Here is a 26688-nt window from a genome sequence, read left to right as displayed (position 1 = left end):
AAAGTAAAGATTCTAGAAAAACACGTTAATTATGACACGGGAGGAAAAACCGGTGAAAATAGTAGTATTATCTGGTGGTCGTAGTACTGAAAGAAATGTTTCTTTATCGTCAGGTGCAAAAATAACAAATGCGTTGAGAAGTAAAGGACATAAAGTAGCATACATTGATTCTTTTTTAGGAAGAGATGTTGATAACGACGAAGAAATTGAAGCATTGTTTACAACAGTTCCTGAAGATGAAAGTAAACAAAAAATTAGTGACGAGGTTCTTACCACAGAAAAGATAAACGCATTGAGAACTGATGGAACTAGAGGATTATTTGGGAAAAATGTGTTAAAAATCTGTCAGGCAGCAGACATTGTGTACATGGGTCTTCATGGTGAAGATGGAGAGAATGGAAAGGTTCAAGCAGTACTTGATTTGAATGAAATCAAATATACTGGTTCAGGAACATTAGCTTCTGGTTTAGCAATGGATAAAAAATTCTCAAAAGAAATTTTCTTCCAGAATAAAATTCCTACTGCTAAGTATTTTGCAACTAAATCAGCAGGGGTAACTTCTAAAGATTTAGATTTTGATTTTCCAATGGTAGTGAAACCGGCAAATGGTGGTTCTTCAGTTGGAACAAGTATTGTAAAAGATGAATCAGAATTAAAAGCTTCATTGGAAGAAGCGTTAAAATTTGATAGTGAAGCACTAATTGAAGAATTTATAAAGGGACGCGAGTTTTCAATTGGATTAGTGGATGGTCATGTTTTTCCGGCAATCGAAATTGTTGTAGATACTGGTTGGTATGATTTTGAACATAAATTCCAAGAAAATAATGTTACGCATTTTATCACACCTCCCAAGAATTTAGACGATGATATTCATAAAGAAATGCAAGATTTGTCTTTGAAAACTTTTGAAGCTTTGGGAATGGCAAATTATGGTCGAATAGATGTATTGTTAAATGATTCAGGAGCTTACGTAATAGAAGCAAATTCATTACCAGGAATGACTCCTTTATCATTACTTCCCCAAGAAGCGGCAGCTGACGGTGTAGATTATGCAGATTTGTGTGAAATGATTATTAACAGTAAACTAAAATGGTATGAACAAAATAAATAGAGAGGTAAAAAATGCAAGATTCTAGGGATTTCACTTTATTATTAGTGGTTGTCTTATTGATAATATTAATTGTATTAATTACAGCTGAATGGATTTGGTTGAATGGCTACCTAAAAAAAAGAAGATCAGTTGAAAAAGCTGAAAGAGGTCGCTACATAAAATATTATGTTGGACGTGGTGGAACAGGGTTTGTTGGAATCCATAAACACAGTTTGACAATATTTATCGATACCAAAAAAGTAAAAAAAATCCCTTACGAAAAATTATATATTTACCGAACAAGAAATAGATTTGATTTTAAAGATAGTGCAGAGCCGCTAACTATGACAGACCGAACTTACGGTGTAATATTAAGTCATGCTGATACTAAGTCATTTAAACATTTTATTAAGGAAAATAATTTAAGATTGATTCAAAATTAAAGAACCCAAGTGGTTCTTTTTTATTTTCAATTCGTATTGGTATAGACCTGTTATAATGATATAATAAAATCAGAAAATATTGGAGGTATATGTATGTCGTATTTTATTCACGCAAATAAATTCTTCTTTCAAAATGCTACTGAAAATGGTGGTTATTTAGAAATTACTGAGGACAATAAATTTGGTGATTATTTTAAAGAAAATCAAAAACCAGATGGAAAGATTGTTGATTATTCTAATCAATGGATAGCCCCAGGCCTTGTTGATACTCATATTCATGGACTTTTGGGTCACGACGTTATGGATAATGATTGGGATAAATTAAATGAAATGTCAGAAGGGTTATTAAAAACAGGTGTAACTTCATGGCTACCAACAACCTTAACTGCTTCATTTGATCAACTTGATGCAATTTGTAAAACAATTGGCGACAATTATCAAAATGCAACAGGTGCAAAGATTCAAGGTATCCATTTTGAAGGCCCTTATTATACTGAGGAACACAAAGGTGCACAAAATCCTAAATATTTTAGAGATCCAGATATCAACGAATATATAAAATGGCAAGAATCAGCCAAAGGGATGTTAAAAAAAATTTCACTAGCTCCTGAAAGAAAAGGTGCTGTAGAATTCACAAGAGAGGTTACAAATGATGGCACTGTGGTTGCTTTAGGACATTCAGCCGCTACATTTGAACAAGCTAAAGACTGTGTTGAAGCTGGTGCATCAATGTTTACACATACATATAACGGAATGAGTGCTTTTGGTCATCGTGAACCTGGAATGGTCGGAGCGGCAATGAGTATGAACTTAGTTGATGATGAATTGATTTGTGATGGATATCATGTTCAGCCATATGCTGCTAAAGCGCTTATTGAAAGCAAAACACCAGAACATGTTGCATTGATTACTGACTGCATGCGCGCAGGATTAATGCCTGATGGAGATTATGTACTAGGAGAATTTCCAGTTGTAGTTGAAAACGGAACAGCAAGATTGAAAGATGAGTCACACAATCTTGCAGGAAGTATTTTAAAATTAAATGATGCTATTAAAAATGTTGTGGATTGGAATATTGTAACTCCTGAAGATGCAATTATGATGGCAAGTTATGTTGCAGCTAAAAGTAGTAAAGTTAATGATAGATGTGGATCAATCTTGCCAGGAAGAGATGCTGATTTCTTGGTATTAAATAAAGATATGAGTCTATCAGAAACTTACTTAGATGGAGTTTCAAGATATAAAGCATGAAAATAAGGAAGTCATATGACTTCCTTATTTTTTTCTATTGTCTGTTATATTTAAAACCACTCTAACCTGACGATCTGGATATTCAGAAGTATCGATAGATAGTATTTTGGCTTCAAATATATTTTCATGACCAAAATATAAAATAGTATTTAAAAAGCTATTTTTATCGCTCGGAACATAGCCTAATTTATATTTGTTGTAATAAATTGCAATTGCATTAGGATCATATGGATTATCTTCTTCAGTAACTAAAGTTAAATTATCATTTAATTTTAGTTTATTAATTATATTTAAGCCATCATAATACTTGAAACCAGCAATTGTAAAATCATCAATATATGAACTTTTAATGTAAGGTATATCAATATTTTCTGAATTTTTCATAATATAATCCTCTCTTTAATTACATTTTAAACTTAAAATATTTTAAATTAAAGCTAAAATATTTATAAAAATTTACTAAAATGTAAGATGTTTTTTTGTTAGTTTAGTAGTAATATTTAAGTTATTGTAATTTGTTGAAGGAGTATTTATGAAGAAATTAACAATTGTTGTCCCTGCTTTTAATGAAGAGGAAATGTTACATATATCTATTGATACATTAATAAAAATTGAAGATAGATTAATTGAAAATTCTAAGATAAGCGAGCAATCTGATATTTTAATAGTAAATGATGGTTCTAAAGATAAAACTTGGGATGTTATAAAGAATTTACATGAAAAGAATGAAAGAATAAAAGGAATTAAATTTAGTCGAAATTTTGGTCATCAAAATGCTTTGATCGCTGGACTTACCGAGGCAATAAAAGAATCCGATACAACGGTAACTATTGATGCCGATCTACAAGATGACCCTAATGCAATTATTGAGATGGTCGATAAAAATATGGAAGGTGCAGATATTGTTTATGGTGTTCGTAACAATCGAGAAACAGACTCTTGGTTTAAAAGAACAACTGCAGAATTATTTTATAAATTTTTAAATTTTTTAGGTGTAAAGCTAGTTAATAATCATGCTGACTTTAGACTTATGTCAAAAAGAGCAGTAAAGACCTTACTTTCATATGAAGAAAGAAACTTATTCTTAAGAGGATTAGTACCATTAATAGGTTACAAAACTGATAAGGTCTATTATAAACGTGGGAAACGTGAAGCTGGTGAGTCCAAGTATCCTTTGAAAAAGATGTTGTCATTTGCTTGGGAAGGATTAACATCTTTTTCAATTGCACCAGTCAGGTTAATTACAGTTTTGGGTCTTTTAGCAAGCACTTTTGGATTCGTTATGTTTATTTATACATTGGTAGCTAAGTTTATGGGCCAAACTAGTCAAGGATGGTCATCTCTTATGATATCTATATGGGTTCTTGGTGGATTACAAATGCTTAGCCTTGGTGTAATTGGAGAGTATATTGGTAAAATTATCCTTGAAGTTAAAAGCCGTCCAAGATATATAATTGAGGAGATTTTAAAATAGTGATAGTTAAGTTATATAAAATATTTCCTGTTAGTTTAATTGTTATATTGATTGTGGGTATTGTGTCTAATCTGTCATCTCCACTAAGTGTTGTAATGTTAAGTGCATTAATTATAAGCACTTTAATAATATGGAGAAATTGGCGTTCATTAAAAAGAAAAACACAGAATATAAATTCAAAAAGTATGAATAAAATCATAATTAGTTTTCTAATTATGATTTTTGTTATTCAGATAATTACTTTAAAATATTTTCAAGCAACGGTTTACCATGATCCTTTTAGGGTTTTGTATCAAGCTGAATTACTGAGTAGAGGTCATAATTATTGGGGAAGCACAACTTATTTTTGGCGATATCCTAATAATGTATCAATTGCATTTATAATTTCTTTATGGATGAGATTTACTAATTTATTTCATTTGACAAGTAGCTCATCAATACATTTACTAGCGTTAATTTTTTTAGATTCTTTTATAGTACTGTCAATATTCACAGTAAGAAAACGGTATAAAAGAAATATTGGAATATTAGCGTTAATGTTGTTTTTACTATTTAGTCCATTTGCATATACCTATTATTTACAAGTGTTTTATACAGATTTACCTAATATGTTATTTCTACTTATTGTTTTTAATTTAGTTAGTTCATGGGAAAAAATGACAGCAGTTAAACAGATACTGTCGGGTTTTTTAATTATTGTATTAATAACACTAGGACAGCTGCTAAAACCTAATTTAATTATTCTCGGAATTGCAGTTCTTATTATTACAATTGGGTTTTTTATAATTAATAAAAATGTATTAAAAAATATATTGATACCTTTAATATTAATTTTATTGGGATTAGGTTTGGCAACTCCAGTTAAATCAGCCATACAAAAAAGTATTAACTTCCATCAAAATGCAAAATATCAATTACCTACAAGTCATTGGATATGGATGAGTTATAACCTTCATGGAAATGGAGAGTATATGCAGTCTGATGTCCAAGAAATGTTAGATATTCCTACAAAAAGACAACGAATAAACTATTTAGATAAAGAAGGACTTCCTAATAGATTGAAATCTCTGGGTCCTCTTGGTGTTTTAAGAAGATGGACTACGAAATTAGGTTTATTATTAAATGTAAATAATATTCAAAAAGCGTATACAGGCGGATTTATACAAACACCTAAATTTTATACAAAAATACAATATTTCATGAGTATTTTTGGACAATTTATTATAAGACTAGGTTTTATTATATTATATGGGATGAGTTTATTAACTGCTATTAGATTGACTATGCAAAAAAAGGAAGAAATAGATATAATTCAAGCCTTTTCCACTGTAACAATAGTAGGTTTTATGTTATTTCATACAATTTTTTGGGAAGCAGGAGCAAGATATGGTCAAATATTAATTCCTTTATTATTTATGATTAATACTGGTGAATCATATGAAATAAAAAAAAGAATTGATTGGTCAAGATTTGAAATTGCTGTACCAATAGCTGGATTGTCTGCAATAATGATTATGCTTTTTGTGCCAAGGCCTTTAATACCACATAGTCCTATAGTTGTTTCAGCACAAAGAAGTCAATTATCAAAACAATATGGTGATAAGGCTCAAAAAATTCCTGGGAATTCAAAAGTTTCTCAAATAATAAAAATAAATCATGAAGTTAAAGAGATAGCAATAAACTCACCGAGTGAAGATAGTAACCTAAAAGCAACTTTAGTTAATTTAAGAAGTAAAGAAATTATAAAAATGAAAAAAGATAAAAGTGTAATTTATTTAAACGGGAAAATTAAACCGGGTAAATATAGGGTTATTTTTGAAGCTAAAAATAAAAAGAAACCTTTTTACTTTACATCTACAAGCACTAAAAGCTATAAATTAGCAAATTATCCAATCGAAATTAATGGAGAAAAAAATAATTATCGTTCTATGATTTATCAAGCAAGTTATTTACATTAAGCCTTATATAGTAAGGCTTTTTTTATTTGAAGATATTCATGTATAATTACAACTATGTGTGAAAGGAGCATTTTATGAGTGGTAAAAGAGTTATAGATATAATTCCTGGTTTTGCGTTATCTTTTATCGTTGCCATTGTTGCAAAGCTATTAGCGATTTTCTTACCTAGTTTAGGAGCAGCAACTATTGCAATATTAGTAGGCATAATTTTAGGTAATATTTTTTTTAAGCAAGAAGTTTTAAATAAAGGTACTAAGTTTTCTGAAAGTAAATTACTAGAATATTCTGTAGTTTTATTAGGATTCACAGTGACATTTCAGACAATTAGTAAAATGGGCATTAATGGTTTGATATTTGTTTTGTTAATGATGACTATTGTTATTTTTAGTGCATATAATATTGGAAGAAAATTAGGTTTTAATGAAAAAATGTCTCTAATGTTTGCTGGTGGCAATGCAGTTTGTGGATCATCTGCTATTGGTGCAATTGCTCCTGCAATAGATGCTGACGATGAAGAAAAGGGTCAAATCATTACACTAGTAAACTTGCTTGGAACGGTTATGATGTTGACTTTGCCATTTTTAGGGACTTTGATTTTTGGAGATAATTTATTATCTAAAAGTGCCTTATTAGGTGGAAGCTTACAATCGGTTGGTCAAGTTGTTGCTGGGGCCAGCTTGATAAATTCTGATACTGTTAAATTTGCAATGTTATTTAAGATAACTAGAATTATCTTATTAGTAGTTGTCGTATTTGCTTTTGAAAAAAAAGTAAAACCAACATCTAAAGCTAAAAAAAATAAATTCAAATTGCCAATACCTTGGTATGTATTGTTGTTTTTAGTTCTTTGTCTAATTAATAGCTTTGTTGATTTACCAATATTGTTTAATAATACTGCTCATTTTTTAAGTGGTTGGTTTGAAACAATAGCTCTTGCGGCTATTGGATTAAGATTAGATTTTAGAAAATTTATTAAAGAGGGACCTAAATTTTTAATCTATGGTCTTTCTGTTGGAACTGTACAAACAGTATCAGCCATCTTATTAATAGTATTATTAAATGTTAAATAAGCATAATCTTCGTTCTTTTATAAGCTTGATTATATAATGATTATAAATATAAGAAGTGAGGTAATTATTATGCATATTATATGGGTATTAATTGTAGGAGCTATTATAGGTGCGATTGCAGGTGCAATTACTAAGACATCATTAGGATGGATACTAAATATTTTGGCTGGTCTTGTTGGTTCATATTTAGGTGAAATGGTATTAGGAAGCTGGGGCCCTCATCTAGCTGGAATGGCAATATTTCCATCAATAATTGGTGCAGTTATACTTGTAATTGTGGCTTCACTAATAGTTGGTGCGATGAGGAAAAAATAAAGCAAATCATATAGTGATTTGCCTTTTTATTTGTTCTTATAACATCAAAAAATATGAATTAAGTATGTAAAGAGTCCTAATTGAAGGAAAAATTCTATAATTAATGTATAATTTCTTTGAATGGGGGAATATGTAATGAAACCAGATCGTGTTCAGGCTTTTAGTGACGGTATATTTGCAATATTAATTACTATTCTAGTCTTGGAGTTTAAACTACCAAAATATACCGCAGGACATTTAGTTGATAGTGTAATTAAACAGTGGCCAATACTTTTTTCATATATTTTAACGTATTCTTATATAGGCTTTTTATGGTTATTTCATCATGATTTGTTTAGTAAATTGAAAGTTACTACAATTGGATTTAATATAATAAATTTATTTTCGATTTTTTTAATAACATTGCTAAATTATGTGACTCTTTTATTGGCAGAAACTATTTCAACAGAAAACACTGCAGATATGAGATTTGCTTTTGGTTTGTATGACGTAGTGGCTTTTTTAATTTCACTTTCATTTATTGTTTACTATATGTATTTGTACAATAATCCTAAGGTATTAAAAGATACTTTTAGAGATAGGTATGATCTAAGAATAAATAGGTATCCATTAACGAGTATGAGCCTATATTTGTTAGCATTTTTATTAAATTATGTTCAAGTATATTTAGGCTTATTATTTTTGATTTTAGGCATGGTATTTCATTCGGTAGCATATTTTAAAACCTCAAGAATTATACATGGTAATAAAAAAGTGATTGAAGATTAATCTTCAATCACTTTTTTTGTATGAATTAAGCTTAAGATACCTCTAGAAAATGGGCCTACAAGTATTAATTGTAAAGGTAAAGCCATAATAAAGTTCATCATCCATACATGAATATATGTAGTAATAAAGCTGTTAGGTATATCTCCATCAATTAATAATCCAAATAAAGTCATCAGGGTAACCATACCGAGAATCATAAGAGTTGAAATAGCTAATATCATTTGAATTTTACTAGTTTTATCAATGAAGCTCAGATGAGAAACGATTTTCTTTGCTGTAATTCCAACTATGAAAGTATCCAAAAATAAGGCAATAATAAATCCTAGAATAAATCCAAAAATGAAATTAGATAATATTATTGGTCCATGGAGTAATGAGTTATAAAGACTCATACATAAAACCATACAAAAACACATTAATGTTGTGAAAATAATTCCTTCTTTTTTGTTAGTTGGCATGTAAAAACCCTCTTTCATTAAAATTAACACAATGATTAACATATCATATTAAAAAAATCTTCGTAAGCAAAAAATTATTAAAGATAAATATAAATGGCTATATTAATTTTATTGTTGATAAATACTTTAAAAATGTTCAAATCGATGTTTACAAAATGTAAAATATGTATTATAGTGTAAGCGTTAACAAACAAGAAGGAGATTTTTAAAATGAATTTAGCAAAATATATTGATCATACAATTTTGAACCCAGAAGCAACAGAGGATCAAGTTGAAAAAATAATAAATGAGGCAAAAGAATATGATTTTGCATCAGTATGTGTAAACCCTTATTGGGTTGAAAAATCAGCAAAAGAATTAGCTGAATCAGACGTTATGGTATGTACAGTTATTGGTTTTCCGTTAGGGGCAACAACTACAAATTCAAAGGTTCTAGAAGCAAAAGATGCTATACAAAATGGGGCTGACGAATTAGATATGGTTATCAATATCGGTGAACTAAAAGCGGGACATTATGAAAATGTTTTAAATGACATTAAAGCTGTAGTTAATGCCGGTCATGAAAATGACAAGCACGTAAAAGTAATTATTGAAACTAGTTTATTAACTGATGATGAGAAAATAAAAGCTTGTGAATTATCAGAAGAAGCCGGTGCAGATTTTGTAAAAACATCAACAGGATTTTCAACAGGTGGAGCAACAGTTGAAGATGTTAAATTGATGCGTAAAACTGTTGGTAATCGTCTAGGTGTTAAGGCATCAGGTGGAATTCATTCAAAAGAAGAAGCATTAGCATTGATTGAAGCAGGAGCAACTCGTTTGGGAGCAAGTGCCGGCGTAAAAATAATGAATAGCTAATATTAAGAATGGAGGAAAGTTCGGTGAAATATAATAGAGTTTTTGCAATTGTAATGGATTCAGTAGGGATAGGAGAGTCACCAGATTCAGTAGATTTTGATGATGCTGGAGCAGATACCTTGGGACATGTCGCTAAGTTTTATGGGAAGAATTTTAAAATCCCCAACTTAGTAAAATTAGGAATTGGAAATATTAGAAAAGATAATCCTTTATCAGACGTAGAAATTATGGATTCTCCAATTGGAAGTTTCGGTAAAATGCAAGAAACATCAGTTGGAAAAGATAGTATGGATGGACATTGGGAGATGATGGGCTTACCTGTTAAGGAGCCACTTGGATTTTTTCCTAATGGTTTTCCTAAAGAATTAATTGAAAAGTTAGAAAAATTTAGTGGAAGAAAAGCAATTGTTAATAAACCATATTCTGGAACAGATGTAATAAGAGACTATGGAGAACACCAATTAGAAACTGGAGATTTAATTGTTTATACATCAGGAGATTCGGTTTTACAAATTGCTGCCAATGAAGAAAAAATTCCATTGAAAGAATTATATAAAATATGTGAGTATGCTAGATCAATAACTAGAGATCAACCATATAGAATTGGTAGGATTATTGCTAGACCTTACGTTGGAACAAATAAAGAAAATTTTGAAAGAACTTCAAACAGACATGATTACGCTCTAGAACCAACAGCAGAAACTGATATGAATAGAATTCAAAAATCAGGACTGGAAGTACTAGGAGTTGGGAAAATAAACGATATTTTCTCAGGTAATGGAATTACATCAGGCGTTCATACAACGAGCAATCATGATGGAATGGAAAAAACTATTGAAAACTTAAATAAAGATTTCAAAGGATTTAGTTTTACTAACTTAGTAGATTTTGATGCAATGTATGGACACCGACGTAATCCAGAAGGATTTGGTAAGGCATTGATGGAATTTGACATTCAATTAGGGGAATTTTTAGATCAAATGAAACCAGACGATTTACTGATGATTACTGCTGACCACGGGAATGACCCTGGATATAAGGGAACTGACCATACTAGGGAATATGTTCCATTATTAGCATATTCTCCAAGTATGAAAAAAGGTGATTCACTAGGAATTAGATCAACATTTGCAGACCTCGGCGCAACAATTATTGATAATTTTGGTATTGAAGGTAATGGTGTTGGTACAAGCTTTTTGGATCAATTAAATTAAAGGATGGTAGATAAATGAGTACACATATTAATGCACAACCAGGTGATATTGCAGATGTTGTTTTATTGCCCGGAGATCCTTTGAGAGCAAAATATATTGCAGAAACATTTTTGGAAGATGTAACTCAATATAATACGGTTAGGAATGCTTTTGGATTTACTGGAACTTACAAGGGAAAGAAAGTTTCAGTTCAAGGAACTGGAATGGGTATTCCTTCTATATCGATTTATACAAATGAATTGATTCAATTTTACGGAGTAAAAAAATTAATTCGTGTGGGTACATGTGGTGGATTAGGTAAAGATGTTCACGTAAGAGATGTTGTTATCGCTCAATCTGCAAGTACAGATTCGGGTATTATCAATAATACTTTTGGCAGCGGTTTTTACTATGCACCAACTGCTGATTTTAGTATGTTGCTGGACGCATATAATTCAGCTAAAGAAAATAATATTAATATAAAAGTAGGAAATATTTTATCAGAAGATAGATTCTATAATGATGAAATTAATCGTGAAAAATTAATTGAATACGGAATACTTGGTAGTGAAATGGAAGCCGCTGCATTATATATGCTAGCTGCAAAATTCAATATAAAAGCACTTGCTGTTCTTACAATTAGCAATCATATAATTACCGGAGCAGAAACCACTTCAGAAGAACGTGAAAAATCATTTAATGACATGATTTCGGTATCTTTAGAAACAGCTATTGCCTAAGGAGGAAAAAGTATGTTTTTAATTACAAATATAATTGGACTGTTGATTTTTCTTGCAATTGCTATTTTGTTTTCAAAAAATAGAAAAAATGTTAAGTGGAAATCAATAATTGTTATGGTTGCTATTAATTTAGTCTTATCTTGGTTTTTAACTGATTTTTCAGTTGGAAGACAGATAGTCTTAGGTGCTGCAAATGGATTTAATCAATTGGTACAAATTGCTTATACAGGAATAGCTTTCGCACTTCCAAGTATGGTTCATGTTAAACAAATGGATTTTTTTGTAAGTGTATTGTTACCAATTTTAATGATTATTCCATTGTTTGATATCTTAACTTATGTCGGAATATTACCATGGATAATCAAATGGGTTGGTCGTGGTTTGGCAAAAATCACTGGACAACCAAAGTTTGAATCTTTCTTTGCAGTTGAAATGATGTTTCTTGGAAACACTGAAGCGCTAGCGATTTCAGGCTTGCAATTACGGAAAATGAGTAAGGAAAGAAATCTTACCTTAGCTATGATGTCAATGAGTTGTGTCACTGCTTCTATTGTAGGAGCATATACACAAATGATGCCTGGACAATATGTATTAACAGCAATTCCTATAAATATTATCAACGCAATTATTGTCTCAAACATCTTGAATCCAGTATCTGTACCAGAGTCTGAAGATACTATCGCTACAATTGGTGAGGCTGATGAAGAAAACGGTGAGAATACAAATAATAAAAAAGAACCATTCTTTTCATTTCTTGGCGATTCAATCATTGGAGCTGGTAAGCTTATCTTAATTATTGCTGCAAATGTAATTGCATTTGTTGCTTTAGCCGCATTAGTTGATAAATTATTAGGTATAATTAATCCATGGCTAAGCCTAGAACATATTTTGGGAATTATTATGTTCCCATTTGCATGGTTAATGGGAGTTGATACAAGTACAGCATTTGAATTTGCTCAATACATGGGAACAAAATTAGTTACTAATGAATTTGTTGTTATGGGACAAATAACTAAGACTGTTCATACATTTTCAGCACATTATCAAGCAATATTAACTGTTTTCTTAACATCATTTGCTAACTTTTCAACAGTTGGAATGATAATTGGTGCATTTAAAGGATTAGTTAATCAAGAAAAAAATGATCATATTGCTAAAAATGTTGGATATATGATTTTAGCAGGAATTTTAGTATCACTATTATCAGCAGCAACTGTTGGATTGTTTGTATGGTAATAATTCTAGATGGGATGTATGTTTAAGTGTCAGAATTTTTCAAATTATTTAAAACAAAAAAATTAAAAACAGAAATTATCGCTGGAATAACAAGCTTCTTCGCAATTTCTTATATAATGATAGTAAATCCAATGATTTTAAAAGATGCTGGAATACCAATGAATCTAAGTGTATTCGCAACCATATTTATATCTGTTATCGGATGTTTATTAATGTTTGTTTGGGCAGATGCTCCGGTTATTTTAACTCCAGGAATGGGTGTCAATGCATTTTTTACATATACTTTAGTTGTTGGACTTAAGTTTAGTTGGCAAGAAGCTATCGCCGTTTCAATAGTTAGCAGTATTTTTTACTTAATTATTGCATTTACTCCATTAAGTAATATTTTGTCTAAGTCAATTCCTGATACTTTAAAATCTGGAATTACCGTTGGGATTGGATTGTTTTTAGTTGAGATTGGGTTAGAAAAAGCCGGACTAATAGTAGCGGGCAGTAACGGTTCCTTATTAGCATTTGGATCATTAAATAATTCAACAACTATTTTAGGATTATTTGGGTTATTATTAACTTTGGTATTATTTATTAAGAAAGTTCCAGGAAATTTTATTATCGGAATTGTTATAACAACAATTATCGGTGTGATTTTTCAAATAAAGGGACAAGCAACCAGTATAAGTATTACTCAATTAAATGATTATTCCAATATTTTGATAAAAGGTGACTTTTCTCATATTGTTGACTTGAAGTTTTTGTTGGCTGTCTTTTCTATGACTATGATTTTAGTTTTTGAATCTATGGGATTGTTAGAAGGAATATTACCCGATAAAAAGAAGTTTAAAAAATCTTTTCAAAGTAGTGCAATAACTTCATTACTGTCTGGTTTTTTTGGAACAAGTCCGACAGTTGCTGCAGCAGAAAGTGCTTCAGGTATTGAAAGTGGCGGAAAAACGGGAATTGTGTCACTAGTTGCAGGAATGTTATTTGCTATATCAACATTTTTTGTGGGATTTTTAAGCTATGTTCCGCAAGCAGCAATAGCTCCAGTGATTATTATTACAGGTGCATTGATGATGCAGCAATTAAGATTTATTCACTTAGAAGATTTTAGTGAATGGTTTCCGGCATTTTTAATTATTGTTTTAATTCCGCTGACTGGAAGTATTGCTACAGGAATATCTTTTGGATTTATTTGTTATCCAATTGTTAAAGTAGTAAACAAGGAATATAAAAAAGTACATCCTATTATGTGGATAATTGGAATGTTATTCTTACTAAATTTAATTACTAATTCTTTACTGGTGTAATATTAGAAGGATATTTATGAAAGATAATTCGTTAAGTATAAAAATACACCAAAGTATAAAAGCCGCACATTTATATTATGAAGCTGCTTATAGCCAAGAAAAAATTGCTAAAGAACTAAATGTCTCACGACCCACTGTTGTTAGATTATTAAAATATGCTAAGGACAATGGATTTGTAAAAATAACAATATCTGATCCATGTGGCCAAATTGCTGAACTGGAATCCAAGTTAAAAACAAAATATAACTTGAAAAAAGTTAGAGTAGTTAGTACGCCAAGCAGTGAGTATAAAGATATTGTTAATAAACTTGGTGAAAATACTGCAGATATGCTGGAAAGTATTGTTAAAGATGGAGACACTTTAGGGGTATCTTGGGGGCAAACAATGAATGAAGTTGCTAAGCATTTAAGGCCTCAGAAAGCAGAAAATGTAGAAATCGTTGAGTTAAAAGGAAATGTAACTTATACTGAAACCCCAATTTTTGCTGAATCGGTACTTATGGAGTTTGGAGAGGCATATCATACAAGTCCTTACAAGCTACCTCTTCCTGTTATTTTTGATGATCAAGAGACACATAATTTAGTTTTAAAAGAAAGATATATTAATTCTCTTATTCAAAAAGGAAAAAGTGCAAATATAGCATTATTTACTGTAGGAACAGTGAGAGACGAAGCGTTATTGTTTAAAACAGGATATTTTAATGAAGAAGAAATTAGATATTTAAAAAAACATTCAGTTGGAGATATATGTTCAAGATTCTTTGATGAGAATGGGGAAATAGCTTGGCCTCAGTTAAATAAAAGGACAGTAGCTATTCAGTTGGACGATTTAAAATCAAAAAAATATTCAATCTTAATTGCAGGTGGTCAACACAAAGTTCGTTCGATTAAAGCTGCATTAATAGGAGGATACGCTAACGTTTTAATCATTGATGAACAAACGGCCCAGTCAATTATTGATTGACGGAGGTATGATGTTATGAGAATGGTAGATGTTATTCAAAAAAAACGTGATAAAAAAGAATTAACAAAGGAAGAAATTGAATTTTTTGTTAATGGCTACACGGATGGATCAATTCCTGATTATCAAGCAAGCGCATTATTAATGAGTATTTATTTCAATGATATGACTGATGATGAACGAGCAGCACTAACTATGACCATGCTCAATTCTGGTGACAAACTAGATTTATCAGCTATTAGTGGAATTAAGGTAGATAAACACTCGACAGGTGGTGTAGGAGATAAAACAAGCCTACCATTAGCACCAATTGTAGCGGCGTTGGGAATTTCTGTCCCTATGATTTCTGGTAGAGGACTAGGACATACAGGTGGAACTCTTGATAAACTTGAATCCATTCCAGGTTTTAAAGTTGAAATTTCTGAAAAAGATTTTATTAAACAAGTTTCTGAAATGGGTTTAGCAATTGTGGGGGCTACAGGGAATATTGCTCCAGCCGATAAGAAGATTTATGCATTGAGAGATGTAACTGATACTGTTGACTCTATACCATTGATTGCTGGATCAATTATGAGTAAAAAAATTGCTTCTGGAACAGATGCTTTAGTGTTAGATGTTAAGACTGGTTCAGGGGCATTTATGAAGTCTGAAGAAGACGCTATAAAACTAGCTAATGCCTTGGTTAGAATTGGAAAAAGTGTTGGAATGAATTGTATGGCAGTAATTTCTGATATGAATCAACCACTAGGTAATACTGTTGGAAATACACTTGAAATTGAAGAAACAGTAGATATTTTAAAAGATAAAGGTCCTAAAGATATAACTAAATTAGTGGAAATATTAGCTTGTCAGATGGCTGTTCTTGGTGAAAAAGCTAGTTCCATTGAAGATGCTCAAAAAATGGTTGATGAAGTCATAAAAAATGGAAAAGCACTTGAAAAATTTAAGGAAATGATCGAGTATCAAGGTGGAGATTCAAATATAATTGATGATTACACATTGATGCCACATGCCAAATTTAAGATTGAGCTCCCCGCATTAAAAACTGGAACAGTAAGCAAAATAACAGCTGATGAAGTGGGTATTGCAAGTATGTTACTTGGTGGTGGAAGACAGTCAAAAGATGATCTAATTGATTATGGTGTTGGAATTAAGTTTCATAAAAAAGTTGGAGACAAAGTTGACGAAGGTCAAAGTATATTAACTATATACAGTAATACAGAGAATGTTGATAATATAAAGGAACTGTTATATAACAATATTAATATTGGAAATGAAGTTAAACCCATAGAATTAATTCATAAAATAATTCAATAAAAGTTAATTTGTTATATTTTTTGTAATCGCTATTATTAATAATGTGATAGTATCAAAGTATATATCTTAAAGGGAAGGATTAATATGACTAAAAAAATTATTTTGGATTGTGATCCAGGTCATGATGATGCCTTAGCTATGATGTTGGCATACGCAAATCCAGAAATTGATCTTGTTGCTGTGACTACGGTGGCGGGTAATCAAACACTAAAAAAAGTAACAAATAATGCACTTTCACTTGCTACATTAATTGGAATGAACGAAGTTCCAATAGCTGCAGGATGTGAGAATCCTTTGGTTAACAAAATAAAAGTTGCAGATGATGTTCATGGAGAATCAGGAATAGATGGAACAGATTTACCTGATCCTGAAGTTGAATTACAAGATATTCACGCTGTTGATTTGATTATTGATATTATTATGAATAATCCCGAAAATACAATTACTCTTGTTCCAACTGGAGCTTTGACTAATATTGCTATGGCTGTTAGAAAAGAGCCTAAGATAGTAAATAGAGTAAAAGAAGTTGTTTTAATGGGTGGAGGATATTTGGAGTCTAACGCTAGTGCAGTTGCAGAATTTAATATAATTACTGATCCAGAGGCAGCACATATTGTATTTAATGCTGGTTGGAAATTAACAATGGTTGGATTAGATGTTACCCATAAAGCACTAGCAACACAGGATGTATTAGATGAGTTACTAAAAATCAATACAGAAACTTCTGTTAAGGTGAATGAATTATTATCATTTTTTCAAGCTATGTACAAAGAAAATCAGGGGTTTGATTTTCCTCCAGTGCATGATCCAGTAACTGTGGCATATTTAATTGATCCAAGTATTATGGAAGTTAAAAATGTTCCTGTTGATATTGAATTAAGTGGTAAACTTACCAGGGGTATGACGGTTGTAGACTTTAGTCATGTTATTAAAGAAAAATGTAATACATACGTAGGTATGAGTCTAGATAAAGAAAAATTTTGGAATTTAATATATGATGCATTAAGAAAAATAAGATAAATAAAAAATTGACTTAAAAAGTCGATTTTTTATTTATCTGGGCCTGAATTTAGTGACCACTGTATAGTTCCTGAATAAGATTTATTACCTATGAATTTTTGGTTATTAGATATTTTTAATTCTGGGCCGGAAGTAGTAGGCCAAGTAAAATCTAAGATTCCGTCATTTGATAAACTATTTTCGTATATAGTATTTGAATTACCAGGTGTTAAAGACAAGTTTTCATCAAACATCCCTGGATATTGATTTTTTAGATTAGGATCTTGTATTAAAAGTAATGTTGAATTCAATGAATCACCATCTTGATCCGTTAAAGCATTAACTACTTTTCCCGATAATGTCCAATTGAAATCATCATCATCATAGGTATCAAGAATTTTTATGAAGAATTCATCAGGAGATTGGCGATGATATGTTTTAACTTTGTCAGGTACTGTTTGTTGACCAAACGCAATATTCTTTGTCACATCTTGAAATCTTAATTCTCCCAACTTAATATTGATATTTGATGCATTTGTTTCACCGATTGTATGTACTTTGTTATCTACTTTTGAAGGGGCTTCAATTAAATCTTTTGGTACAGGTAAAGTTTTACCTTTATCGTTTTTAGAAGTTGAAACTTTATAACTTAGTTTAATGGCTGTGTCTTTTGGTATAAAGTCTAAATTATATATTAACTGTCCATTTTGCCAAAGATTGTCTGAAATATTGATAATCTTAGAACCGGCTACTAGTTTAGTTGAGTTCGGAATAAGTGATGTTGAATCTGGTAATGTTGACTTGATGGTTGATTGAATTAAATCAACACTTTTTTCGGGGGAAAAAGTTGAAACTATATTTACGTCTTCACCGGGGGTGATTGTTAATGTATTAGTGGATCTATCAGTTGATGTGAAGAGAGTTTTTTCACTTTTAAAGTTTGGAATATCTAAAACGGTATATTCGTAAGTGACAGTGACAGTGCGATTAAATTCATCGTTAAAAGTAAGTATTAACATATGTTTGCCAGAAGCTGAATACTCGCTAGGGAGAGCGACGATAGATTGTTCCTGTTCTCCGGGCTTGTTTACAGATATATTTGTTTTATTTGCAGTTGAAGATAATAAATCTTGAATTGATACAGAAAGTTTTTTTGACCTGGTATCGTATTGCGTAAAATCTATAGGGACTTTTATAGATTCGCCAAACATATAAGTGTTCTTAGCTGATGAACTTAATTTCACAAATAGTGATTCATCATCTCTTGTAAAAGTTACTTTTCTTGGACTTAATCTTGTCCAGGTTGAATCTGTACCATGAAAAGTGACAGTAGTTTTCTTTTTTGTGGTTAGGTTATCTATATCATGAGTTATATTACTACCATCTGTGGTATCTTGCTGTGTATAAATATTAACAATTCGATTGAATCTATTACCAACTTCTGTTAATTCAGGGTGTTCCCAAGATTTAAATGAAACTTCACGATTAGAAAAGGGTCCTGGTAAAAATGAGTCTTGTAATTTACCGTCTCTTACAATATTTTCCCAATTTTCAGTGGTGTTTTTTTCACCGGTATTAAATGTCTCTCCATTATCCCAAGGGGAAATGTATTCGTTCCAAGTAGAGAAACTGTCATGACTTTCATTAGCATTTTCGTTTCCTGGTTTTGGTTTTATTTTTTTGTTACTATCCCAATCTATTTGATCATGTCCATAAAAATTAACCCCAAATTTTAATTTTTTATCGGGTGATGGGGGAGCCATTCCTCTTGTCAGTTGCTGATTAGGGCTTTTGTCGATGTCAGGATATCCGTTTTTTGTAAGTTTATTTACATCTATTTTTGCAACTAATTTAACATCAAGAGAACCACTGAAATTTGTAATTATTGATTTAACAATATCAATAATCCACTGAATTAATTTATTAAACTCTGCACCTTTACGCATTGTGAAATATAGATAGTGATCACTGGGATTATCGTATGAAAAGAATCCAGAGTCCAAAACATAGGGCTCAGCAGATCCAACATACAAATATGAGTTTTTATAATCTAATGAATCAATTACATCTTTGGCAGTAATTGATTCTGGTAAATTAATTCTTGCTCCAAAGTTAAGTCCATTTTTAGCGGCTTGTAGTGCATCAGAACCTGCTAATGCTGTAAGAGTAGGAACAACTGTATCTTCCCAAACGAAATCAGCACTTCCGCCTTTCCATGGATCAATTCCGGGATTTTCGGGGTAGTAAAGAACTTTAGTTTTCGGGGTAACGCTCCGTTTTTGTTTAACTAAAACACCATTTTCAATATCGCCATATAACCAATGTGCACTTACCATATTAGGCGTAGAGATAACTTGAGCGATGAGAAGAAGCATAATAGATAGATTAATAATTATTTTTCTTTTCAATAGTACTATCTCCTTTTTGAAAGTTTGAGTCTAATTAGTAAATAGATAACAGTAATAACTAAAATAAAAATAATTAGAACAAAAAATATATATATCCAATTTATATTCTTATGTAACCCTGATTCTTTATTAATAGCGTTAGCAGTTTTATTTGAAATGTTGATTTCTTTAGTAAAGTGTCGTGAAGTTTTATCACTTTTTACGTTTAAATCCAAAATATATATTCCTGGGTCAAGATATTTTTTTACAATTTTAGTTGTATGTGTAAATTTGGAGTTTGGAGCGATTTTAAGATTATTGGAAGTATCAGATATAAACACTTTTTTATTGGATTTTTTATATAATTTTGAAGTTATTTTTAAGTTTGATTCAATATTATTACTCCAATTATTTAAAGAATATTCCACTGAAGGGTAATTAAAACTAGATTTAATTTTAATATTTGAGAGCTTTAGATTTGATTTATCAATAATGCTACTATTTCTTACAACAATGGCAATATTATAAGCAAAAACATTTTTTATTGAAGAATTGTTAGAAGAAACATTTGAACCATTTTTCTTATATACATGAAACGCCCCTAATTTCATTCCGTTAAATGAATTTTTAGGCATGGTAATTTTTATTTGTACGTCTTTGCTACTATTTTTTGGTATTTTTATTTCTTGTTTCCTTTTATCTACTAAGTCTTCAAAGTCTAGATTTAGTTTATTAGTTCTTTTAAATTGTCCGTAATCTATTGCACCTGACTCACTAGTAGTAGCTTGATTAGTTTCAATAATGAATGCTTGTTCCTTATTGGAACTGTTATGAATAGATATAGTTACTACTTTTTGTTGTTTTGGTTTTAAAGTTAAATCAAAATATGTGTTAATGTTAGAATTATTAGTATTTTCAATCAATGGAGTAACTGAAAATTCACTATCACTAGAAGCAAAAATTGCATTTGTGGATAATATAAACAGTAGCGGTGCTCCAACTAATAATTTTTTTAATATTTTTTTCAACAGTCTTCTCCTTAACAATTATTTGTCTGGCCCGGAGTTTAGTTCCCAAATTAGGTTTGCCGAATACTTTCCTTCATACGCAGAGCTAGGAATTTTAAGCTGGATATTACTATTTTCACTTGAATTAGGATCATAAAAGAGTGCATTCCAATGTCCTATTCCTTCATTTGAAGAAGCTTTTAATATTTCTGTTGGGGAGTCATTAGCAATTATTTCAGTGTTTTTAAATGTTGGTGCTAAAGTGGCGTCGTTATCTTTTGAAGGAACAATTTTTGGTTGTTTAAAAATTAATTTAAAATTAGTATTGGTTTTTCCATTCACAGTAAAACCATGTGTTTTTACCGTGAGATTCCATCCCGTGTAAGATCCTGTTGAGTCTTTTATATGAATGTAGGGCTCTTGAGATTTGTCGCTTATAGTTGAATTTTGACCATAAGTATAAGTTCCAAAATCTAGATTTGGAACATGTATTATTTCTAGAGAGTTTTCTGATTGAGTTTTAAAAGATATTTCTGCAGTGGTTAAATTATTTTCTGCGAATGTAATGTTATTAGGTATTGATATGGAAAATATAAATAGCATAAAAAGAATATTTTTTTTAGAAAATAACATATCTTTGTTCTTCCCCCCCCTTTTAAAATGTATAGCCCCATAAAGTGTAAGTATCTTATACTAATTGTAACTGCAATGATTTAAGTATTTATTCATGTTTATTGACGTTAATAATAATCTATGAATATAATTTGTTGAGTCTTAACTTTTAGGAGGTAACTTATGTATGACTTTTTAAGTAAACAGGATCAAAAAAGAATGGATGTTTTTAAATACCTTTATTTGCATGGAAATAGTCATACTAAAGAAGTAGCTGAAGCACTAGATGTTTCAACATCTACAGTTAGCAAGGTTATTGAAGATATTACAGAAAAAAATGAGGAATTCAAAAAGCAAATTACAGAATTAAATGGTGAAATATTAGTCGAAAAACTAGATCTAAATGCTCTTTTAAATCATTACTTACAGTCTTCGGTAATATACGAGATGTTAAGATCGTTAATGAAGACTGGAACAATGAGTCAAGAATACTTTGAAAAGAATCTTTATATAAGCCAGCCAACTTTTTCGAGAAATAGAACACGATTGAAGCATATATTGAAGCATTTCAATATAGAATTGAGTAGTAATAATGAATTAATCGGTAGTGAATATATAATTAGAAAATTCTTTTATTTTTTTTATACAGGGATATCAGGGTATTTAAAACAAGATAAAAATGATATCAAAATTAAAATGCATTACTTATTTGAAGCAGCGCCATTTTTAAAAACTAATAACTATAATTTATATAATAAGATGTATCGTCTTTTAAAAATAAGTTCATTACGTGTTAATCAAGGGAATTTTATTGATGTAGATATTTTTGTTGATAGAGATAAATCACAAGTTGTTGATAAAATGATGAATAGTTTTCCAAAGTACATTGTTTCTACAAAAATAACTTCAGAAATTAAAAATAAAGAAATTAAATATTTTATTTATACACTATACAGAGAATATATAACTAATTTTAATTTAAAAAATGAAGAATTGACTGAACTATTTAAAGTGCCAGATGAAAGATTTTACAAAGTTGAAAAAGATATTGTCAATGAAATTCTTGGAGAAATAGCGTTCGAAAATAAAAAATCTGAAGATGTCACTAAAAAAATTGATGAATTAGTAAATAGATATCATTTAGAAATGATGTATGGATTAATAGATAGGAGTTTTTTTGAAATAGTAAGTCTTGATAGAAGTGCTTTGCATGCAGTAGAGGAAAAATTGGTTCATAAATCTGAGAAAATATATGAAAAACTCAGTTTGAATAAAGAATATAGAAACTGGGTTGTTAACAATGATGTTTATGTGGATAAAGATTTGTTTATAACGGATATTTTCTTTTTGCTTTATAGAGCCAAAATATTTCAAGCAAAAACGGATAAGTTAGTTTTGAATATTCAAAGAATTAAGCTACTTATTCAAATGTCACATCCAGAAATAGAAAGATTTATACATACAAGATTTGAACTTTTATTTTGGAACCGAATAACTTTTGTAGATGATGTTTCAAAAAAACCTGATTTTATAATTGCTGATATAGAATATCCAGAGTACAAAGGAATTCCAACTTATTATTTGGCGTCTATCCCGACTGAACAACAGACTAAAAAAATAATGATAGAATTATCGGAAAGTATTTTAGATATGTTTTTAGAAAGAATAATTTAGGAAAAACTAGATTTTTTTAAAATGTTATTTCTTGGTCTATACTATAAAGGATATAAATTTTGATGGGAGAAACTTATGATTTTATCAATAATTGGTGCTGGACCTAGGGGAATGTTAGCTCTTGAACGATTAATTTCGTGGCAAAAAGAAACGACTAAATTTAAAAATATAGATATAAAAATATTTGATCCTTATGGAGTTGGTGGACGTGTTTGGGATGTTAATCAACCTCATGAGTTAATAATGAATACGACTGCTCAAGATATAACTTTGTTTCAAGATCAAAGCGTTGAATCTACTGGACCGATTAATAATGGACCAAGTTTGTATGAATGGATTAAAAACAATGCAGAAGAGTATTTAAAGATTAATAATTACTCTGAAGTCTTTTTAGATGAAATAAAAAGGATCTCAGCTAATGACTATACATCAAGAGCATTGTTTGGAATTTATATTCACTGGTTTTATGAAGAACAGTTAAAAAGAATAGAAAATAATATTAAAATTGAATTTATTAACGAAGAAGTAAAAGATATACAAAAATCAAGAGATAACTTTGTTATAAGTTATAAAAATGAACAAATTATTAGTGATATTGTAATTGCTTCTTTAGGTAATTTATTTACAGTCCCAACAAAAGTTGAAAAAGAGCTTTTAGAATTTGCTAAGAATAATAAATTGATTTATTTTGAACCTAATTTTGCTAATGAACCGGATCTCACTAATATTACAAGTGATAAAACGGTTGCTGTAAGGGGATTGGGATTGAACTTTTTTGATCTGATGGCTCGGTTTACTTATGGCAGAAATGGTAAGTTCAAAAGAAATACTGAAGGTTATTTAGAATATATAAAAAGCGGTGATGAACCACGTATTATTGCGGGATCCCTACATGGATTACCTAATCATTCAAAAGGAAAAAACGAAAAAGCACCTGGTGAAGAATATGAACCTAAATATTTAACTCAATCAGTATTGGGTAGATATAAAAAAGGTGAGTTAAGCTATGAATATTTCTGGAAAATGATAAAGCGTGAAATGAATTATGTTTATTATTTCAATCTTTTATTACAAAAATATCCAGAAATTGATATAGATTATTTTCAGTTAAGTATTTTAAGAAACCCTGAAAAATCAATTAAGGAATTACCAATTAATATTGAAGATCACATAGACTGGGATGTATTTTTACACCCTAAAGAAGCAAACCAAAATGATGGATTTGAAGAGTTTATCGAACAATTTATTAAAGAGGATTTCCAAGAAGCGAAAAAGGGTACTAAAACAGGAGCAATAACAAGTGCTTTAGAAGTATTGCGAGATATTAGGGCAACTATACGTTATATCATTGATAATGAATTATTCTCAAAAAGTGATTACGTGGAGAAATTTTTGGGACAATTTAATTCGGCTAATAATCTATTATCAATGGGGCCTCCAGTTTCAAGATTGGAAGAATTATATGCATTGATTAAAAGTGGAATAATTGAAATAATTCCTGGTGAAATGATAGTAAAAACCGGGCAAACAAAGTTTGAAGTTTCAAGTAAAGCTCAAAACGCCAATGTATATAAAGCCGATGCTTTAATTGAAGCCAGAATACCGAGAGGATCAGCTACTAGTTCAAATAACACATTAATAAATAATTTAAATAAACAAAAAATGATAAAAAACTGGTCGTTCAAAAAAGAGAATGGTGATTTATTTACAAGTGGGGCAATTGACTTTGATAGAAATACATATCAATTAGTTAATGCAGATGATGAAATAGTTAATAATTTTTATTTCTGGGGAGTTCCTACTGAAGGCAAGATGTGGTTAACAACAGCTAGTCCAAGACCTTATATTAACGATCCAAGTTTGAGAGGGATTAATAAAATTATCAGTAATATTTGGAATACTAAATAAAAAGGTTGCCTTTTAAAGGGCAACCTTTTTAAAAATGAATTGAAAATGAAGATACTTCAGGAATTACGTTAAATCTTGCATGGATAGAAGTAGTTCCTAATCCAGTATTAACATACAATTTTGTGCCGTCAGACAGTGTATATAACCCGCGAGTGTATTTTCTTGCTAAATTATTTGTTATAGGATGGAATGGAATCCAAATTTGACCACCGTGGCTATGTCCAGCTAACACTAACTGTGTATTTGTATTTACAAAATTATCAGCAACATCTGGTTCATGAGTTAGCAATATCGAATAATCGTATTGTTTGCGATATGCTAATGTGTCACTGACGGATGGATTTCCAAGTAAGGAATCGTCTAAACCACCAATAAATAAAGTTTTACCATTTTGTAATGTTATAGTTCGGCCTTCATTTTTTAAAACTTTAAAGCCGGATTGAGTCATAACATTATCATAGATTCGTGAAGCTCCTCCACCGTAATCATGATTTCCCCAAACTGCATATTTTCCAAGTGTTGCATTCATTGAACTGAGTTTTTGAATTATTTCATCACTATGTGAGTATTTTGAATAGTTGTCAAACAAATCACCAGTAAAAACAATTATGTCTGGATTCTCTTTATTAACTTTAGAAATAACCCTATCCAGTCTATTTGATGCATAGGCTTCTGATACTTGGATATCAGAAATCTGGACTACTTTTAATTGCTCTTGTTTGTGAGGATCACCAAGTTGAATATGATTAGTGTGAACTAAGAAAGGTTCAATTTTGAATGCATAAATTGGTATAAAAATAATGATTAGTACAATAAAAAATAGAATTTTTTTAAACATATTTTGTCCTTGCTAATTTTTAGTATACGGATAACAATAACAAATATTTTTTTAAATTCAATTGATGTTAATTAATCTTAAAAACTAATATAATAAAGTGAGTTTTAAAAAAGGAGAAAATATATGTCATATCCACAATTAGATTTACAAAATGTAAATGGAACTAAGGTAACAATTAAAACAAATCATGGAAATATAAAAATTCAGTTGTTTGATGAGCTAGTACCAAAAACAGTGAAGAATTTTGTTGAGCTAGCAAAAAAAGATTATTATAACGGTGTTGTATTTCACCGAGTAATCCCTGACTTTATGATTCAAGGTGGGGATCCCACTGGAACAGGTATGGGTGGAGAGAGTATTTATGGAGAAGCATTTGAAGATGAATTTTCAAATGAGCTATTTAATTTAAACGGGGCTTTATCAATGGCAAATGCGGGTCCCAATACTAATGGAAGCCAGTTTTTTATTGTGACAAATAAGAATGTTCCTGAAAATATGATTGCACAAATGGAACAAGCAGGTTACCCAAAAGAAATTATTGAGGAATATAAAAAAGGTGGAACACCTTGGCTTGATCACCGTCATACGGTCTTTGGACAAGTAATTGAAGGTATGAAAAATGTTGAAGAGATTAGTAATGTCGATCGTGACAACATGGACAAGCCTAATGCAGCTGTAGTAATTGAAGAAGTTGAGATAGATTAAAAAGGTTAGCAAACAATCAGTTTGCTAACCTTTTTAATCTTGCCAATAATATAAGTATTAAGAAAATATAATGTATAATATATCCTATAGTATAATAACGGAAAAATTATAGGGAGGTATTT

Annotated in this window: 25 protein-coding genes; 19 read left to right on the top strand and 6 right to left on the bottom strand. The window is 30.3% G+C overall.

What is annotated here, in order from left to right:
* The first annotated feature begins 52 nt into the window (after positions 1 to 52).
* The 3 genes from ACUV9F_RS06730 (at position 53) to nagA (ending at position 2784) form a co-directional block, all read left to right on the top strand.
* Positions 53 to 1111, top strand: a complete 1059-nt coding sequence (locus tag ACUV9F_RS06730; RefSeq protein WP_446183509.1) for a D-alanine--D-alanine ligase family protein — start codon at positions 53 to 55, stop codon at positions 1109 to 1111.
* A gap of 11 nt (positions 1112 to 1122) precedes the next feature.
* Positions 1123 to 1533 carry a hypothetical protein gene (locus tag ACUV9F_RS06725; RefSeq protein ID WP_446183508.1) on the top strand — a complete coding sequence of 137 codons (411 nt, stop codon included), beginning with the start codon at positions 1123 to 1125 and terminating at the stop codon, positions 1531 to 1533.
* A 93-nt stretch (positions 1534 to 1626) separates the two neighbouring features.
* Positions 1627 to 2784 carry an N-acetylglucosamine-6-phosphate deacetylase gene (nagA, locus tag ACUV9F_RS06720; RefSeq protein ID WP_446183507.1) on the top strand — a complete coding sequence of 386 codons (1158 nt, stop codon included), beginning with the start codon at positions 1627 to 1629 and terminating at the stop codon, positions 2782 to 2784.
* 24 nt (positions 2785 to 2808) lie between these two features.
* On the opposite strand, the gene ACUV9F_RS06715 is transcribed toward nagA, so the two are convergent.
* Positions 2809 to 3168, bottom strand: coding sequence for an HIRAN domain-containing protein (locus tag ACUV9F_RS06715; protein WP_446183506.1), 360 nt, complete (start codon positions 3166 to 3168; stop codon positions 2809 to 2811).
* Positions 3169 to 3316: 148 nt separating this feature from the next.
* On the opposite strand from ACUV9F_RS06715, the gene ACUV9F_RS06710 reads away from it, so the two are divergent.
* The 5 genes from ACUV9F_RS06710 to ACUV9F_RS06690 all read left to right on the top strand — a co-directional run bounded on the left by ACUV9F_RS06710 (position 3317) and on the right by ACUV9F_RS06690 (position 8369).
* Positions 3317 to 4258: a glycosyltransferase family 2 protein gene (locus ACUV9F_RS06710; RefSeq protein WP_446183505.1), complete on the top strand. Its 942-nt coding sequence runs from the start codon at positions 3317 to 3319 to the stop codon at positions 4256 to 4258.
* The gene (locus ACUV9F_RS06705) at positions 4258 to 6216 is read left to right on the top strand and encodes a hypothetical protein (RefSeq protein ID WP_446183504.1); all 1959 of its coding nucleotides are present in this window, start codon (positions 4258 to 4260) and stop codon (positions 6214 to 6216) included. Before ACUV9F_RS06710 ends, ACUV9F_RS06705 begins: the two co-directional genes overlap by 1 nt.
* 74 nt (positions 6217 to 6290) lie before the next feature.
* On the top strand, positions 6291 to 7286 hold the full coding sequence (locus ACUV9F_RS06700; RefSeq protein ID WP_446183503.1) for a YeiH family protein: 996 nt from the start codon (positions 6291 to 6293) through the stop codon (positions 7284 to 7286).
* Between the two features lie 69 nt (positions 7287 to 7355).
* The gene (locus tag ACUV9F_RS06695; RefSeq protein ID WP_446183502.1) at positions 7356 to 7601 is read left to right on the top strand and encodes a GlsB/YeaQ/YmgE family stress response membrane protein; all 246 of its coding nucleotides are present in this window, start codon (positions 7356 to 7358) and stop codon (positions 7599 to 7601) included.
* 135 nt (positions 7602 to 7736) lie between these two features.
* Positions 7737 to 8369, top strand: a complete 633-nt coding sequence (locus tag ACUV9F_RS06690; protein ID WP_446183501.1) for a TMEM175 family protein — start codon at positions 7737 to 7739, stop codon at positions 8367 to 8369.
* Here the strand turns inward: ACUV9F_RS06690 and ACUV9F_RS06685 are convergent.
* Positions 8366 to 8827: a DUF2798 domain-containing protein gene (locus tag ACUV9F_RS06685; RefSeq protein ID WP_446183500.1), complete on the bottom strand. Its 462-nt coding sequence runs from the start codon at positions 8825 to 8827 to the stop codon at positions 8366 to 8368. The genes ACUV9F_RS06690 and ACUV9F_RS06685 overlap by 4 nt on opposite strands.
* Before the next feature lie 210 nt (positions 8828 to 9037).
* Here ACUV9F_RS06685 and deoC point away from each other — a divergent pair, with 210 nt between their 5' ends.
* The 8 genes from deoC to uriH all read left to right on the top strand — a co-directional run bounded on the left by deoC (position 9038) and on the right by uriH (position 17456).
* The gene (gene deoC / locus ACUV9F_RS06680; RefSeq protein ID WP_446183499.1) at positions 9038 to 9685 is read left to right on the top strand and encodes a deoxyribose-phosphate aldolase; all 648 of its coding nucleotides are present in this window, start codon (positions 9038 to 9040) and stop codon (positions 9683 to 9685) included.
* 23 nt (positions 9686 to 9708) lie between these two features.
* Positions 9709 to 10899, top strand: coding sequence for a phosphopentomutase (locus ACUV9F_RS06675; protein WP_446183498.1), 1191 nt, complete (start codon positions 9709 to 9711; stop codon positions 10897 to 10899).
* A gap of 14 nt (positions 10900 to 10913) precedes the next feature.
* A complete protein-coding gene (gene deoD / locus ACUV9F_RS06670) occupies positions 10914 to 11618 on the top strand; it encodes a purine-nucleoside phosphorylase (protein ID WP_446183497.1) in 705 nt (234 codons plus the stop codon).
* 12 nt (positions 11619 to 11630) lie between these two features.
* On the top strand, positions 11631 to 12854 hold the full coding sequence (locus tag ACUV9F_RS06665) for a NupC/NupG family nucleoside CNT transporter (RefSeq protein ID WP_446183496.1): 1224 nt from the start codon (positions 11631 to 11633) through the stop codon (positions 12852 to 12854).
* Positions 12855 to 12880: 26 nt separating this feature from the next.
* Positions 12881 to 14158: an NCS2 family permease gene (locus ACUV9F_RS06660; RefSeq protein WP_446183495.1), complete on the top strand. Its 1278-nt coding sequence runs from the start codon at positions 12881 to 12883 to the stop codon at positions 14156 to 14158.
* Between the two features lie 16 nt (positions 14159 to 14174).
* Positions 14175 to 15122, top strand: coding sequence for a DNA-binding transcriptional repressor DeoR (gene deoR / locus ACUV9F_RS06655; protein ID WP_446183494.1), 948 nt, complete (start codon positions 14175 to 14177; stop codon positions 15120 to 15122).
* Between the two features lie 15 nt (positions 15123 to 15137).
* A complete protein-coding gene (locus tag ACUV9F_RS06650) occupies positions 15138 to 16436 on the top strand; it encodes a pyrimidine-nucleoside phosphorylase (protein ID WP_446183493.1) in 1299 nt (432 codons plus the stop codon).
* A gap of 84 nt (positions 16437 to 16520) precedes the next feature.
* Positions 16521 to 17456, top strand: a complete 936-nt coding sequence (uriH, locus tag ACUV9F_RS06645) for a uridine-preferring nucleoside hydrolase UriH (RefSeq protein ID WP_446183492.1) — start codon at positions 16521 to 16523, stop codon at positions 17454 to 17456.
* A 29-nt stretch (positions 17457 to 17485) separates the two neighbouring features.
* On the opposite strand, the gene ACUV9F_RS06640 is transcribed toward uriH, so the two are convergent.
* From ACUV9F_RS06640 to ACUV9F_RS06630, 3 genes are read right to left on the bottom strand one after another with little or no spacing between them, the layout of a single operon-like run.
* Positions 17486 to 19843: a hypothetical protein gene (locus ACUV9F_RS06640; RefSeq protein WP_446183491.1), complete on the bottom strand. Its 2358-nt coding sequence runs from the start codon at positions 19841 to 19843 to the stop codon at positions 17486 to 17488.
* 5 nt (positions 19844 to 19848) lie between these two features.
* Entirely contained in the window at positions 19849 to 20850 is a 1002-nt protein-coding gene (locus tag ACUV9F_RS06635) for a DUF916 domain-containing protein (RefSeq protein WP_446183490.1), read from the bottom strand.
* Positions 20851 to 20868: 18 nt separating this feature from the next.
* Positions 20869 to 21462, bottom strand: coding sequence for a WxL domain-containing protein (locus ACUV9F_RS06630; RefSeq protein WP_446183489.1), 594 nt, complete (start codon positions 21460 to 21462; stop codon positions 20869 to 20871).
* 162 nt (positions 21463 to 21624) lie between these two features.
* Between ACUV9F_RS06630 and ACUV9F_RS06625 the strand changes: the two genes are divergently transcribed.
* Positions 21625 to 23115 (top strand): helix-turn-helix domain-containing protein, encoded by a 1491-nt coding sequence (locus ACUV9F_RS06625; RefSeq protein ID WP_446183488.1) that lies wholly within the window; start codon positions 21625 to 21627, stop codon positions 23113 to 23115.
* 75 nt (positions 23116 to 23190) lie between these two features.
* The gene (locus ACUV9F_RS06620) at positions 23191 to 25023 is read left to right on the top strand and encodes an FAD/NAD(P)-binding protein (RefSeq protein WP_446183487.1); all 1833 of its coding nucleotides are present in this window, start codon (positions 23191 to 23193) and stop codon (positions 25021 to 25023) included.
* 28 nt (positions 25024 to 25051) lie between these two features.
* Here the strand turns inward: ACUV9F_RS06620 and ACUV9F_RS06615 are convergent, their stop codons facing one another.
* Positions 25052 to 25861 (bottom strand): metallophosphoesterase, encoded by an 810-nt coding sequence (locus ACUV9F_RS06615; RefSeq protein ID WP_446183486.1) that lies wholly within the window; start codon positions 25859 to 25861, stop codon positions 25052 to 25054.
* Positions 25862 to 25984: 123 nt separating this feature from the next.
* On the opposite strand from ACUV9F_RS06615, the gene ACUV9F_RS06610 reads away from it, so the two are divergent.
* On the top strand, positions 25985 to 26566 hold the full coding sequence (locus ACUV9F_RS06610; protein WP_446183485.1) for a peptidylprolyl isomerase: 582 nt from the start codon (positions 25985 to 25987) through the stop codon (positions 26564 to 26566).
* The last annotated feature ends 122 nt before the right edge of the window (positions 26567 to 26688 follow it).

The sequence above is a fragment of the Daquilactobacillus linshuiensis genome, from assembly GCF_052828685.1.
The sequence above is the reverse complement of the archived record's forward strand: the minus strand, read 5'-3'. Positions and strand labels throughout refer to the sequence as shown.